The following is a 12975-nucleotide window of genomic DNA, read 5'->3' as shown; positions in this document are numbered from 1 at the left end:
GGCTCGGTGCTGCTGATCGCCGCCATCGGCCTGGCCATCACCTTCGGTGTGATGGGCGTGATCAACATGGCGCATGGCGAAATCGTCATGCTCGGCGCCTACACCACCTTCCTGGTGCAGGAGGCGTTCCGGCAATACGCGCCGAACCTGTTCGACTATTCGCTGGCGGTGGCGCTGCCGCTGGCCTTCCTGGTCGCGGGCCTGGCCGGCATCGCCATCGAGCGCACCATCATCCGCTTCCTCTACGGCCGGCCGCTGGAAACCCTGCTGGCCACCTTCGGCCTGTCGCTGATCCTGCAGCAGGCGGTGCGGACGATTTTCGGCCCGTCGAACCGCGAGGTCGGCAACCCCGCCTGGATGTCCGGTGCCTTCGACCTCGGCGGCCTGACCCTGACCTGGAACCGGCTCTGGATCATCGTCTTCGCCCTGCTGGTCTTCGCCGCGCTGATGCTGGTGCTGCGCTACACCGCGCTGGGCCTGCAGATGCGGGCGGTGACCCAGAACCGGCGCATGGCCGCCGCCATGGGCATCCGCACCAGCCGGGTCGACATGATGACCTTCGGCATCGGCTCCGGTGTCGCCGGCATCGCCGGGGTGGCGCTCAGCCAGATCGACAATGTCAGCCCCAATCTCGGCCAGGGCTACATCATCGACAGCTTCATGGTGGTGGTGTTCGGCGGCGTCGGCAACCTGTGGGGCACGCTGGTGGGCGCGCTGACGCTCGGCGTCGCCAACAAGTTGCTGGAGCCCTGGGCCGGTGCGGTCCTGGGCAAGATCGCGATCCTGGTCGGGATCATCCTGTTCATCCAGCGGAAGCCGCGCGGGCTGTTCCCGCTCAAGGGCCGGGCGGTGGAATCATGATCAGCGCCCGGCTCCTCCGCGCCGGCTGGGCGCCGGCCTGCGCCCTCGGCCTCGTCGGCATCGCGGTGCTGATCCTGCTGGCGAATGTGGCGCTGCCGCCGGACTCGGCCCTCTACGTGCCGGGCTATGCCGTCAGCCTGATGGGCAAGTACCTGTGCTACGCGCTGCTGGCGCTGGCGATCGACCTGGTCTGGGGCTATGTCGGCATCCTCAGCCTCGGCCACAGCGCCTTCTTCGCCCTCGGCGGCTACGCCATGGGCATGTATCTGATGCGCCAGATCGGCGCGCGCGGCACCTATGGCAACCCGGTGCTGCCGGACTTCATGGTGTTCCTGAACTGGCAGGACCTGCCCTGGTACTGGCTCGGCTTTGACCAGTTCTGGTTCGCGGCGCTGATGGTGCTGCTGGTGCCGGGCGCCCTGGCCTTCGTGTTCGGCTGGTTCGCCTTCCGCAGCCGGGTGTCGGGCGTCTATCTCTCGATCATCACCCAGGCGATGACCTATGCCCTGCTGCTGGCCTTCTTCCGCAACGACATGGGCTTCGGCGGCAACAACGGCCTGACCGACTTCAAGGATCTGCTCGGTTTCAGCCTGCAGGCGGACGCGACGCGCGCTGGCCTGTTCCTGGCCACGGCGATCGCGCTGGCCCTGGCCTTCCTGCTGTGCCGCGCCATCACCCGGTCGCGCTTCGGCAAGGTGCTGATCGCCATCCGCGACGCCGAAAGCCGCACCCGCTTCCTGGGCTACCGTGTCGAATCCTACAAGCTGCTGGTCTTCACCCTGTCGGCGATGATGGCCGGGGTGGCCGGCGCGCTCTACGTGCCGCAGGTCGGCATCATCAACCCCGGCGAATTCGCCCCGGCCAATTCGATCGAAGCGGTGATCTGGGTCGCGGTCGGCGGCCGCGGCACGCTGGTCGGGCCGATCATCGGTGCCATCACCGTCAATTTCGGCAAGACCGTGTTCACCAACCTGCTGCCCGAATTCTGGCTGTTCGCTTTGGGCGGGCTGTTCATCCTGGTCACGCTGATCCTGCCCAAGGGCATCGTCGGCGCTGTGCGGTCGGCGGCGGGCTGGCGCGGCCGTTTCGGCCGGCGCCCGGCTGAGGTGGCGACGGAGACGCCGCGATGAGCCCGATCGATCCCCAGGCCGCCACCCGGGCGCTGCTGTATCTCGACGGCGTCACCGTCAGCTTCAGCGGCTTCCGCGCCCTGAACGCCCTGTCGCTGGTGATCGAACCGGGCGAGATGCGGGCGATCATCGGCCCGAACGGGGCCGGCAAGACCACCATGATGGATGTCATCACGGGCAAGACACGGCCGGACCAGGGCGAGGTGCTGTTCCGCGGCACCCACGACCTGACCCGGCTGGACGAGACGGCGATCGCGGGCCTCGGCATTGGACGAAAATTCCAGAAGCCGACGGTGTTTGACAGCCACACGGTCGGGGACAACCTCCTCCTGGCCCTGGCGGGTCCGCGATCGCCGACCAACCTGCTGTTCGGCCGGCTGCGCGGCGATGCGGCGGACCGGATCGACGAAATCCTGGCGACGACCAAGCTGACCGCCCATCGCGACCGTCTGGCCGGGGCGCTGTCGCACGGCCAGAAGCAATGGCTGGAGATCGGCATGCTGCTGGCACAGGAGCCATCACTGCTGCTGGTGGACGAACCGGTGGCCGGCATGACCGACGCCGAGACCGAGGAGACGGCGATCCTGCTGCGCGAGATCAACAAGACCCGGTCGGTGGTGGTGGTGGAGCACGACATGCATTTCGTCCGCGCCCTCGACGTCAAGGTGACGGTGCTGCACGAAGGTTCGGTGCTGGCCGAAGGGCCGCTCGACGCCGTCAGCGCCGACGCCCGCGTCATCGACGTCTATCTGGGACGATAAGCATGCTCGCCGTCGAAGGCATCGACCTGTTCTACGGCGCGGCTCAGGCGCTGCGCCGGGTTTCGCTCGGGGTGTCGACCGGCCAGGTGACTTGCCTGCTCGGCCGCAATGGCGTCGGCAAGACCAGCACCTTGCGCGCCATCGTCGGCCAGCAGCCGGTCGCATCCGGCAAGATCCTGTGGGAGGGGCAGGACATCACCCGGCTGCCGACCGCGGAACGGGCGCGGCGCGGCATCGCCTTCGTGCCGCAGGGGCGCGAGATCTTCCCGCTGCTGACGGTGAAGGAGAATCTGGAGACCGGTTTCGCCGTGCTGCCGCGGCGCGAGCGCCGGATCCCGGAAGAGATCTTCGAGCTGTTCCCGGTGCTGAAATCGATGCTCGGCCGGCGCGGCGGCGACCTGTCGGGCGGGCAGCAGCAGCAGCTGGCCATCGGGCGGGCGCTGGTGACCAAGCCGCGCCTCCTGATCCTCGACGAACCGACCGAGGGCATCCAGCCTTCGATCATCAAGGACATCGGGCGCGTCATCGCGATGTTGCGCGATCGCGGCACCATGGCGATCCTGCTGGTCGAACAGTATTTCGATTTCGCCCACGCGCTGGGCCAGCGTCTCGTCGTGCTGGATCGTGGCGAGGTCGTGGTGGATGGGGACAAGACCGCACTCGATGAAGACAGCGTCCGTCGTCACCTTACGGTCTGATGCCCCGGTCCCCTTGGAACCGCAGGCCCGGCCCGTGCCGCTGGCGCGCGCCCGCGGCCGGCTGGACCTCGGCTTCAAGCGCCGCGGGGGCCTTACCGTGCTCGACACCCTGTTCCAGGAGGGCTGCGCCAAGGTGCGCTTCCCGCGGCAGGAGGGCGGGGCGTTGCCCGGCGCCGTGCTGCTGAACACCGCCGGCGGGCTGACCGGCGGCGACCGGCTGGTCCAGTCCGTACGCTGGGGCGACGGCACGGCGGCGACGGTGGCAGGGCAGGCGGCGGAGCGGATCTATCGCTCGCTCGGCGACGCCGCGGTGATCGAGACCCGGCTGGCGGTCGGGGCCGGCGCCACGGCGGAATGGCTGCCGCAGGAAACCATCCTGTTCGACCGCGCCCGGCTCGACCGCGACCTGCAGATCGACCTGCAGGCCGATGCCGAATTTCTCGGGGTCGAGGCCATCGTGTTCGGCCGGACGGCGATGGGCGAGACGGTGCGGCAGGGGACCTTGCGCGATGCCTGGCGCATCCGGCGCGACGGGCGCCTGGTCTATGCCGATGCGCTGGCGGTGGATGGCGACCCGGCGGCGGCGCTGGACCGGCCAGGGCTCGGCCGTGGGGCGCGGGCGGTGGCGACGCTGCTGTTCGTCGCGCCTGCGGCCGCGACCCTGATCGACCCGTTGCGCGCGGCACTGGCGGGCGCGCAGGGTCTTGCCGGGGCCAGCGCCTGGAACGGCATGCTGGTCGCCCGCTTTGCCGCGCCCGACGGTGCCGTGCTGCGGCGCGACCTGATTTCGGCGCTCGGCATCCTGCGGGCCGGGCGCCCGCTGCCGCGCGTCTGGCAATGTTGAAGACCTGGGAGGAATTTCCGTGAACCTGACCCCACGGGAGAAGGACAAGCTGTTGATCGCCATGGCCGCGATGGTGGCGCGCCGGCGGCTGGAGCGCGGCGTGAAGCTGAACTATCCCGAAGCGATCGCGCTGATCTCCGACTTCATCACCGAAGGCGCCCGCGACGGCCGCTCGGTCGCCGCCCTGATGTCGGAAGGGGCGGCGGTGCTGACCCGCGACCAGGTAATGTCAGGGGTGGCGGAGATGATCCACCATGTCCAGGTCGAAGCCACCTTCCCCGACGGCACCAAGCTGGTGACCGTCCACCAGCCGATCCGGTGAGAGAGATGACCCAGCCCTCCGACGTCAACCCGCACCGGGCGCCCCTGCAAAAAGAGCCGGAGAGCCGTGGGATGATCCCCGGCGAATTGATCCCGGCGGCGGGCGAGATCCTGCTCAATGCCGGGCGGGACAGCATCGTGCTGACCGTGGCCAACACCGGCGACCGGCCGATCCAGGTCGGCAGCCACTATCATTTCTTCGAGACCAACCCGGCCCTGTCCTTCGACCGGGCGGCGGCGCGGGGCCGGCGGCTCGACATCGCCTCCGGCACCGCGGTGCGGTTCGAACCGGGGCAGAGCCGCGAGGTGCAGCTGGTGGCGCTGGCCGGCGCCCGCATCGCCATCGGCTTCCGCCAGGCGGTCATGGGGCCGCTCGATCCGGTCAAAGGCTAGGGGAGGCGAAGACCATGCCCGTTTCCATCTCCCGCGCCGCCTATGCCGACATGTTCGGCCCGACCACCGGCGACCGGCTGCGCCTGGCCGACACCGACCTGATCATCGAGATCGAACGCGACCACACGGTCTATGGCGAAGAGGTCAAGTTCGGCGGCGGCAAGGTGATCCGCGACGGCCAGGGCCAGGGCCAGGCCACTCGGGCCGAAGGTGCCGTCGACACCGTCATCACCAACGCCGTGATCCTCGACCACTGGGGCATCGTGAAGGCCGATGTGGCGATCCATGACGGCCGCATCGCCGCCATCGGCAAGGCGGGCAACCCCGACATCCAGCCCGGCGTCGACATCATCATCGGCCCGGGGACCGAGGTGATCGCCGGCGAGGGCAAGATCCTGACCGCCGGCGGCATCGACTGCCACATCCACTTCATCTGCCCGCAGCAGGTGGAGGAGGCGATCGCCAGCGGCATCACCACCATGGTCGGCGGCGGCACCGGCCCGTCCACCGGCACCAAGGCCACCACCTGCACCCCCGGCCCCTGGCACATCGCGCGGATGCTGCAGGCGGCGGAAGGGCTGCCGGTCAACCTCGCCATATCAGGCAAGGGCAATGCCAGCCGACCCGACGCGCTGATCGAACAGATCCGGGCCGGCGCCTCCAGCCTCAAGCTGCACGAGGATTGGGGCACCACCCCGGCGGCAATCGACTGCTGCCTCGGCGTCGCCGACGCGATGGACGTGCAGGTGATGATCCACACCGACACGCTGAACGAGAGCGGCTTCGTCGAGGACACCATCGCCGCCTTCAAGGGCCGCACCATCCACGCCTTCCACACCGAAGGCGCCGGCGGCGGCCACGCGCCGGATATCATCCGGGTGGCGAGCCTGGCCAACGTCATCCCGTCCTCGACCAACCCGACGCGGCCCTTCACCGTCAACACGCTCGACGAACATCTCGACATGCTGATGGTGTGCCATCACCTGGATGAGGGCATCCCGGAGGATGTGGCCTTCGCCGAAAGCCGGATCCGGCGCGAGACCATCGCGGCCGAGGACATCCTGCACGACCTCGGCGCCTTCTCGATCATCTCCTCCGACAGCCAGGCGATGGGCCGGGTCGGCGAGGTGATCCTGCGGACATGGCAGACCGCGCACAAGATGAAGGTCCAGCGCGGAAGGCTGGCGCAGGAGACCGGCGACAACGACAACGCCAGGGTGAAGCGCTACGTCGCCAAATACACCATCAACCCCGCAATCGCGCAGGGCCTCAGCCGCCATGTCGGCTCGATCGCGGTGGGCAAGCTGGCCGATCTCGTGCTGTGGGACCCGGCCTTCTTCGGGGTGAAGCCGGAGCTGGTGCTGAAGGCCGGCACCATCTCGGTGGCGCTGATGGGCGACCCCAACGCCTCGATCCCGACGCCGCAGCCGGTGCATTACCGGCCGATGTTCGGCAGCTTCGGCCGGACGATGGCGGCCTCGGCCATCACCTTCGTGTCCAAGGCTGCGCTGGAGGACGGCATCGGCCAGCGGCTGCACCTGCAGCGCCAGGTGGTGGCGGTCGAAGGCACCCGCGGCATCGGCAAGGCCGACATGATCCACAATGCGGCGACGCCGGTGATCGAGGTCGACCCGGAGACCTACGAGGTGCGCGCCGACGGCGAACTCCTGACCTGCGAGCCCGCCACCGAGCTGCCGCTGGCGCAGCGGTACTTTCTGTTCTGAAGATGGTGATGCCGCTCCCCATCCCAACCCACGAAGCACTTCGGGTCATGATATGAAGCGCTTCACCGCCGTCGTCCCGGCCGGGCGCTTCGATCCGGCCACCGCGTCCGACCGGGTGATCCTCGACTTCGACTCCCGGCACCGTCGCCGCATCGTGCTGTATGGCGAGGCCGGGACCGTGGTCCTGCTCGACCTGTCCGAGGCCGTGCATCTGCGCCATGGCGACGGCTTGGTGGCCGAAGAGGGGGGCATCGTCCTGGTCGCGGCGGCGCCGGAAAGCCTGGTCGAGATCCGCGCCGTCAGCCAGGCCGAACTGATCCGCATCGCCTGGCATCTCGGCAACCGGCATCTGCCGACCCAGCTGCTGCCGGACGCGCTGCGCATCCGCACCGACCATGTGATCGAGGAGATGGTGCGCGGCCTCGGCGGCACGGTCACCGCGATCGAGGCCCCGTTCGACCCGGAGGGCGGCGCCTATGGCCATGGCACCGTGCAGGGGCATTCGCATGGCTGAGGGGCGCATGGCCGACGGGGCCCTGTACCGGCTGATGGCCTGGCTATCGCCATCCTACCCGGTCGGCGCCTTCAGCCATTCCAGCGGCCTGGAATGGGCGGTCGAACAGGGCTGGGTGGTCGACCGGGCGGGTCTGATCGCCTGGATCGAGGACGCACTGGCACACGGCGCCGGCTGGAACGACGCCGTACTGTTCACCCACGCCCACCGCGCTGCGGCCTTGGGCGACGACGCCCGGCTGGCCGAGATCGCCGATCTCGCATCGGCGCTGGCCACCTCGCGCGAACGCCAGGTCGAGACCCTGGCCCAGGGCACCGCCTTCCTGACTATCTCGCGGTCCAGCTGGCCGGCGCCCGGACTGGAGCGGCTGGCCGCGCGCATCGGCGAGACCGTGGCCTATCCGGTGGCGGTCGCCGCCTGCACCGCCGGCCACGGCATCCCGCTGGCGCCGTCGCTCACCGCCTTCCTGCACGCGCTGGCGGCCAACCTGGTGTCGGCGGCGCAGCGGCTGGTGCCGCTGGGCCAGACCGACGGCCAGCGATCCATCGCCGCGCTGATGGCGGCGGTCGAGGCTGCCGGCGCCCGGGCGCTGGCCCTGCCGGACGGCGATCCGTTCCGCCATTGCGGCGGCCTGGCCGCGGTCGCCGACATCGCATCGATGCAGCACGAGACCCAGTACACGAGGTTGTTCCGCACATGACCCGCACCCAGAATGGTCCCCTCCGCGTCGGCATCGGCGGCCCCGTCGGCTCCGGCAAGACGGCGCTGATGGACGCGCTCTGCAAGGCGTTCCGCGACCGCTACGACATCGCCGCCATCACCAACGACATCTACACCAAGGAGGATGCGGAGTTCCTGAACCGCGCCGGGTCGCTGTCCTCCGACCGCATCCTGGGGGTCGAGACCGGCGGGTGCCCGCACACCGCGATCCGCGAGGACGCCTCGATCAACCTGGCGGCGGTGGCGGAGATGCGGCGCCGCTTCCCCGGCCTCGACCTGGTGCTGATCGAATCCGGCGGCGACAATCTGGCCGCCACCTTCAGTCCGGAACTGGCGGATCTCACCATCTACGTCATCGACGTTTCGGCCGGCGACAAGATCCCGCGCAAGGGCGGGCCGGGCATCACCCGGTCCGACTTGCTGGTGATCAACAAGACCGACTTGGCGCCGCTGGTCGGCGCCTCGCTCGAGGTGATGGATCGGGATTCCCGCAAGATGCGCGGCGACCGTCCCTTCGTCTTCGCCCGCGTCCGCAGCGGCGTCGGCGTGGCCGACATCGCCAGCTTCATCGAGACGGCCGGGGGGCTGGTTCCGCGCTGATGTGAGAAAGGCGGGGCCGGGAGCCGGTGGCTCCCTACCGCACCACCGGCTTCAGCGCCTGCAGCCAGACCAGCACGGCGGCGGCGCCGGCGTCGGGGACGCCGATGGCGCGTTCGCCGAGATAGCTGGCCCGACCCAGCTTCGGCCGCATCCGGGCCGTGGCGTCGGTGCCCGACCGCGCCGCGGTGACGCAGGCGGTCCAGCACTCGGCCACGGATTTGCCGCCGGCCACGGCCGCCGAAAAGGCCTCGGCCGCCGGGTGCAGCGCGTCCAGCATGGTGCGGTCGCCCGGCTTGGCGCCGCCGAGATCGCCGATGGCCTGTACCGCCACGGCGAAGGCCTCGCCCCAGGCGGCGGGGCTGGGCGTCGCGTCGCCGGTTAGGCGCCGGGCCGCGCGCAGCAGGGCGGTGGCGTAGAACGGGCCGGAGCTGCCGCCGATCGCCCGGCGCAGCGCGTCGCCGATCGACGTCAGCGCCTTGGCCGGATTGGCCCAGGCAGTGTCGGGCAAGGCACGGATCGCCTCGGCCGCCCGCACCATGCTGGCGCCGAGATCGCCGTCGCCGGCCCGAGAATCGAGGTCGGTCAGATGCGCCTCGGCCTTGACCAGTGCCGCCGCCACCGCCAGCCCGGCCGCCTTCAGCGCCGGGGCAAGCGGCGAGGGGGCAACCTCCGCCTCGGCAACCTTGGCCGGCTCCGGTGCGGCGATCCGGCGCTTCGGCTCGATCCGGCCGCCGCCCGGCCAGGCCGGGGCCGCCGTGGTCGCGTCCAGCAGCGCGAGGCGGGTATCGTCGAGCTTGAGCAGGCTGAGCGAGCAGCCCGGCATGTCCAGCGCGGTCAGGAAATTGCCGGCCCAGGCCCGTTCCACTGCGATGCCGCGCGCCGCCAGATCGGCCAGGGCGGCACGGGCGACGATCGACAGCTCCATCGGCGGCGTGGCGCCCAGGCCGTTGACCAGCAGCGCCACCCGGTCGCCGCGGCCGAGGCTGCGGTCGGACACGATTGCGTCCAGCATTTCGGCCACCAGCGCATCCGCCGGCTGCATCGGGCCGCGGCGAACCCCGGCCTCCCCATGGATGCCCAGGCCCAGCTCGATCTCGTTGTCGCCGAGGGTGAAGCCGGGTTTGCCCGCGGTCGGCACGGTGCAGGCGCCCAGCGCCACGCCCATGCTGCCCAGATCGGCGGCGGCGTTGCGGGCGATCGCGGCGACCTCGGCCAGTGGTTTGCCGGCGGCGATGGCGGCGCCGGCAAGCTTGTGGATCAGCACGGTGCCGGCGATGCCGCGGCGGCGCGAGGCCTCGACCGTGTCGCGTAGGGCCACGTCGTCGGCCACGACCACGATCTCGACCGGGATGCCCTCGTCCCGCGCCAGCTCCGCCGCCAGGCCGAAGTTCAGCCGGTCGCCGGTGTAGTTCTTGACCACCAGCACCACCCCCGCCGGGCCTGCGGCGGCGCGGATCCCGGCCAGCACCGCATCGACGCTGGGCGAGGTGAAGACGTCGCCGGCGATGGCGCCGGCCAGCATGCCGGGGCCGACATAGCCGGCATGGGCCGGTTCATGCCCGCTGCCGCCGCCGGACAGCAGGGCGACCGGCCGCGACGCCGGCACCGGCAGGTCGGCGCGGACCACCACCGCCTCTTCCTCCAGCAGGGCCAAGCCGGGCTGCAGGTCGACGAAGCCCTCCAGCATCTCGCGCAGGATGTGCCGGGGATTGTTGATCAGTTTCTTCATGTCACAGGCCTCGCTGGGGCATGGGGCACAGAGATGGAAGGGGGCCGCGCGTCAATCCTCGTTGCGCTGCCACACCTCGGCCAGGGCCTTGTCGGCGCGCAGCCGGGCGGCGATGGCGGACAGTTTCGGGCATTCGGCGGCGAACCATTCGCTGCGCGGCCGCCAGCGGTTCATCACCGCGATGTAGATGTCGATGGCCGACCGGGTCTCGCCCAGGAACCAGGGCGTGCCGGTCACCGCCTCCATCTGGCGCCACAGCGCCTTGCGGTGCTCGTCGGTCGCGGCGCGAAGCTCGGCCTTGGCGGTGTCGCCCGACACCCAGCGGCCAGGATCGTCGCCGAAGGCCCAGGTCGGGTACAGCGCGGCGACGATGAACACCAGACGGCGCAGGAACACCGCCCGGGCCGGATGGCCGGCCGGCGGGGCCAGCCCCGCATCCGGCGCGACATCGGCCAGATGCAGGGTGATCGCCGCGCTCTCGGTCATGACGGTTCCGTCGGGCAGCACCAGAACCGGCACCTGGGTCAGCGGGTTCAGGCGGCGCAGCAGCTCGCGGTCGTCCGGGTTGTCGTAGACATCGACCGACTTGACCGCATGGGGCACGCCGGCGATGGCCAGCATGATCTCGCTGAGCGTCGAGCCGGTGCCCGGCGTGGCATAGAGCGTGTACATCGGTCTTCCCCATATCTTCGCGCGCGCCCAGCAGTCCTAACACGGCGCAGCGGCGCGCGACATCTGGTGTGAGCACGGGACAGGAACAGGGTTGCCGCGGACCTCCCGGGTTTGCTCAAATGCCGTCAACAAACTGTAACAAATGGGGGCCTCGGATGACGCGATACGGTTCGACTGCGATGGTGCTCGCCCTGCTGGCGATGACCGGTGCGGCGCAGGCGCAGCAGGCCCCGGGGCCCGACGACAACCTCAACGCCGTGCTGTGGGACCAGGTCTCGGTGGAGGCGCAGGGCAATGCGATCGGCGCCTATGCGCTGGCGAGGTTCCGCCTGGACGAGGCGCTGGCCGATTCGTCGCGCACCGCGGCCCCGGCGGAACAGACCGGCGATTTCAAGAATTTCCCGCCGGCGATCGTGCTCGACGTCGACGACACCGTGCTGAACACCTCGCCCTACCAGGCCCGCAACGTGGCGGAAGGCACCGGCTTCGACCCGAAGACCTGGACCCAGTACGTCAATGCCAAGGTCGACACGGCGATCCCCGGCTCGGTCGAGTTCACCCAATACGCGGCGTCGAAGGGCGTGAAGGTGTTCTACGTCACCAACCGCACCAAGGAGGAGGAGGGGCCGACGGTCGAGCATATGAAGGCGCTGGGCTTCCCGATGGGCGACAATGTCGACACCTTCCTCAGCGCGAAGGAGCAGCCGGATTGGAGCTCGGCCAAGGGCACGCGGCGCGCCTTCATCGCCAAGGACTACCGGATCTTGCTGCTGCTCGGCGACAATCTCGGCGACTTCACCGATTCCTACAAGGGCGCGGTGGATGAGCGGCAGAAGGTGTTCGACGCGGCCAAGGACCATTGGGGCCGCGACTGGATCGTGATCGCCAACCCGACCTACGGCTCGTTCGAATCGGCACCGTACAAGGGCGACTACAAGCTGCCGGCGACGGAGCAGCGCAAGCTGAAGATCGAGGCGCTGCAGCCCTGGAACGGGCAGTAGGTTCTAAAACCCGTTGCGGCCCTGGAAGGGGTGCCCGGTGAGCAGCGAAACCAGATGCGCCAGCATCAGGATCACCACCAGGGCCGCGACCATCATCACCGGGATCACCGGGAACAGGCGCACCTCGCCCGGCGGCGGCTTGCGCCAGTCCATAACCACCATGGCCACGGCGACGGCCAGGGCGATGGCGAGGACGATGATGGTGTTGGTCAGGTCGAGCATCGGGATCCCGCGGATGGCACCGGCCCTGCGGTAGCATCCGGGCGGGGCGGGACGGAAGGGCGGATTGCTGGCCTGTACCCGCCATGCGGGTTGCATCCGCGGCCGCGATTGCCGATATCGGCGCGGCAAGGGATCACGGGGTCGGGCGATGAAGCGGTTCTACAAGGACGTGGCGGCGGTGCAGGCCGGCGATGGCTACGGCGTCACTCTGGACGGCAGGCCGATCAAGAGCCCGGCCAAGGCGGCGTTCACCGTGCCCAGCCGCGCGCTGGCCGAGGCGGTGGCGGCGGAATGGGCGGCGCAGGGCGACACCATCGTGCCGTCCTCGATGCCGCTGATGCAGCTGGCGGCGACCGCGATCGACAAGGCGGCACCGAATCGCGCCGTCATCATCGACACCATCGCCCCTTATGGCGGCAGCGACCTGCTGTGCTACCGGGCCGAGGCGCCGGCGGCGCTGGCGGAGCAGCAGCACGTTGTCTGGCAGCCGTTGCTGGACTGGGTGATGACTGCGCATGACGCGCCGCTGGCCGTGACCGCAGGCATCATCCACAAGGCCCAGCCCGAGGCATCGCTGGCGGCGCTGCGCGCCGTGGTCGAGGCCCAGGACGACTGGCGGATGACGGCACTGCACCAGGTGACGTCGCTGACCGGGTCGCTGGTCATCGGCCTCGCCGCCCTGGCCGGCCGGATCGACGCCGAAGCCGCCTTCGCGGCGGCGGAGCTGGACGAGACCTTCCAGATCGAGCGCTGGGGCGAGGATGCGGAGGCCAAGGCCCGCCGCG

General features: G+C 70.0%; 16 protein-coding genes. 13 read left to right on the top strand and 3 right to left on the bottom strand.

What is annotated here, in order from left to right:
• The 11 genes from urtB to ureG all read left to right on the top strand — a co-directional run.
• On the top strand, positions 1-861 hold an 861-nt coding region (gene urtB, locus AC3XYG_RS15680; protein WP_489140776.1), incomplete at its 5' end, for an urea ABC transporter permease subunit UrtB.
• A complete protein-coding gene (gene urtC / locus AC3XYG_RS15675; RefSeq protein ID WP_489140775.1) occupies positions 858-1991 on the top strand; it encodes an urea ABC transporter permease subunit UrtC in 1134 nt (377 codons plus the stop codon). The genes urtB and urtC, both read left to right, overlap by 4 nt.
• Entirely contained in the window at positions 1988-2752 is a 765-nt protein-coding gene (gene urtD / locus AC3XYG_RS15670; RefSeq protein ID WP_489140774.1) for an urea ABC transporter ATP-binding protein UrtD, read from the top strand. Before urtC ends, urtD begins: the two co-directional genes overlap by 4 nt.
• A gap of 2 nt (positions 2753-2754) precedes the next feature.
• Entirely contained in the window at positions 2755-3450 is a 696-nt protein-coding gene (gene urtE / locus AC3XYG_RS15665; protein ID WP_489140773.1) for an urea ABC transporter ATP-binding subunit UrtE, read from the top strand.
• Positions 3451-3484: 34 nt separating this feature from the next.
• On the top strand, positions 3485-4294 hold the full coding sequence (locus AC3XYG_RS15660; RefSeq protein WP_489140772.1) for an urease accessory protein UreD: 810 nt from the start codon (positions 3485-3487) through the stop codon (positions 4292-4294).
• Positions 4295-4313: 19 nt separating this feature from the next.
• On the top strand, positions 4314-4616 hold the full coding sequence (locus tag AC3XYG_RS15655; protein ID WP_489140771.1) for an urease subunit gamma: 303 nt from the start codon (positions 4314-4316) through the stop codon (positions 4614-4616).
• A 71-nt stretch (positions 4617-4687) separates the two neighbouring features.
• On the top strand, positions 4688-5008 hold the full coding sequence (locus tag AC3XYG_RS15650; RefSeq protein WP_489140777.1) for an urease subunit beta: 321 nt from the start codon (positions 4688-4690) through the stop codon (positions 5006-5008).
• A 14-nt stretch (positions 5009-5022) separates the two neighbouring features.
• Complete coding sequence (ureC, locus tag AC3XYG_RS15645; protein ID WP_489140770.1) at positions 5023-6732, top strand: urease subunit alpha; 1710 nt, start codon at positions 5023-5025, stop codon at positions 6730-6732.
• 52 nt (positions 6733-6784) lie between these two features.
• Positions 6785-7246 (top strand): urease accessory protein UreE, encoded by a 462-nt coding sequence (locus AC3XYG_RS15640; protein ID WP_489140769.1) that lies wholly within the window; start codon positions 6785-6787, stop codon positions 7244-7246.
• 7 nt (positions 7247-7253) lie between these two features.
• Entirely contained in the window at positions 7254-7946 is a 693-nt protein-coding gene (locus AC3XYG_RS15635; protein WP_489140768.1) for an urease accessory protein UreF, read from the top strand.
• Entirely contained in the window at positions 7943-8566 is a 624-nt protein-coding gene (gene ureG / locus AC3XYG_RS15630) for an urease accessory protein UreG (protein ID WP_489140767.1), read from the top strand. Before AC3XYG_RS15635 ends, ureG begins: the two co-directional genes overlap by 4 nt.
• Before the next feature lie 34 nt (positions 8567-8600).
• Here the strand turns inward: ureG and AC3XYG_RS15625 are convergent, their stop codons facing one another.
• Together AC3XYG_RS15625 and AC3XYG_RS15620 are read right to left on the bottom strand one after the other, a co-directional pair.
• Positions 8601-10295 (bottom strand): dihydroxyacetone kinase family protein, encoded by a 1695-nt coding sequence (locus tag AC3XYG_RS15625; protein WP_489140766.1) that lies wholly within the window; start codon positions 10293-10295, stop codon positions 8601-8603.
• 51 nt (positions 10296-10346) lie between these two features.
• Positions 10347-10967 (bottom strand): glutathione S-transferase family protein, encoded by a 621-nt coding sequence (locus AC3XYG_RS15620; protein WP_489140765.1) that lies wholly within the window; start codon positions 10965-10967, stop codon positions 10347-10349.
• Between the two features lie 155 nt (positions 10968-11122).
• Here AC3XYG_RS15620 and AC3XYG_RS15615 point away from each other — a divergent pair, with 155 nt between their 5' ends.
• Positions 11123-11968 carry an HAD family acid phosphatase gene (locus tag AC3XYG_RS15615; protein ID WP_489140764.1) on the top strand — a complete coding sequence of 282 codons (846 nt, stop codon included), beginning with the start codon at positions 11123-11125 and terminating at the stop codon, positions 11966-11968.
• 3 nt (positions 11969-11971) lie between these two features.
• Here the strand turns inward: AC3XYG_RS15615 and AC3XYG_RS15610 are convergent, their stop codons facing one another.
• Positions 11972-12190 (bottom strand): hypothetical protein, encoded by a 219-nt coding sequence (locus tag AC3XYG_RS15610; RefSeq protein ID WP_489140763.1) that lies wholly within the window; start codon positions 12188-12190, stop codon positions 11972-11974.
• Between the two features lie 148 nt (positions 12191-12338).
• Between AC3XYG_RS15610 and AC3XYG_RS15605 the strand changes: the two genes are divergently transcribed.
• Positions 12339-12975, top strand: a 637-nt coding sequence (locus tag AC3XYG_RS15605; RefSeq protein WP_489140762.1) for an ATP12 family chaperone protein, incomplete at its 3' end; no start/stop codon positions are given.

This window comes from Inquilinus sp., assembly GCF_057815775.1.
Note: the sequence above shows the minus strand (reverse complement) of the source record. Positions and strands in the feature narration are given on the sequence as shown.

What these genes read in the sequence shown, in the direction of transcription:
- urtC (WP_489140775.1), top strand. Translation starts at nt 858, where the DNA reads ATGATCAGCGCCCGGCTCCTCCGCGCCGGCTGGGCGCCGGCCTGCGCC.
- urtD (WP_489140774.1), top strand. Translation starts at nt 1,988, where the DNA reads ATGAGCCCGATCGATCCCCAGGCCGCCACCCGGGCGCTGCTGTATCTC.
- urtE (WP_489140773.1), top strand. Translation starts at nt 2,755, where the DNA reads ATGCTCGCCGTCGAAGGCATCGACCTGTTCTACGGCGCGGCTCAGGCG.
- AC3XYG_RS15650 (WP_489140777.1), top strand. Translation starts at nt 4,688, where the DNA reads ATGATCCCCGGCGAATTGATCCCGGCGGCGGGCGAGATCCTGCTCAAT.
- ureC (WP_489140770.1), top strand. Translation starts at nt 5,023, where the DNA reads ATGCCCGTTTCCATCTCCCGCGCCGCCTATGCCGACATGTTCGGCCCG.
- AC3XYG_RS15640 (WP_489140769.1), top strand. Translation starts at nt 6,785, where the DNA reads ATGAAGCGCTTCACCGCCGTCGTCCCGGCCGGGCGCTTCGATCCGGCC.
- AC3XYG_RS15635 (WP_489140768.1), top strand. Translation starts at nt 7,254, where the DNA reads ATGGCCGACGGGGCCCTGTACCGGCTGATGGCCTGGCTATCGCCATCC.
- ureG (WP_489140767.1), top strand. Translation starts at nt 7,943, where the DNA reads ATGACCCGCACCCAGAATGGTCCCCTCCGCGTCGGCATCGGCGGCCCC.
- AC3XYG_RS15625 (WP_489140766.1), bottom strand. Translation starts at nt 10,295, where the DNA reads ATGAAGAAACTGATCAACAATCCCCGGCACATCCTGCGCGAGATGCTG.
- AC3XYG_RS15620 (WP_489140765.1), bottom strand. Translation starts at nt 10,967, where the DNA reads ATGTACACGCTCTATGCCACGCCGGGCACCGGCTCGACGCTCAGCGAG.
- AC3XYG_RS15615 (WP_489140764.1), top strand. Translation starts at nt 11,123, where the DNA reads ATGACGCGATACGGTTCGACTGCGATGGTGCTCGCCCTGCTGGCGATG.
- AC3XYG_RS15610 (WP_489140763.1), bottom strand. Translation starts at nt 12,190, where the DNA reads ATGCTCGACCTGACCAACACCATCATCGTCCTCGCCATCGCCCTGGCC.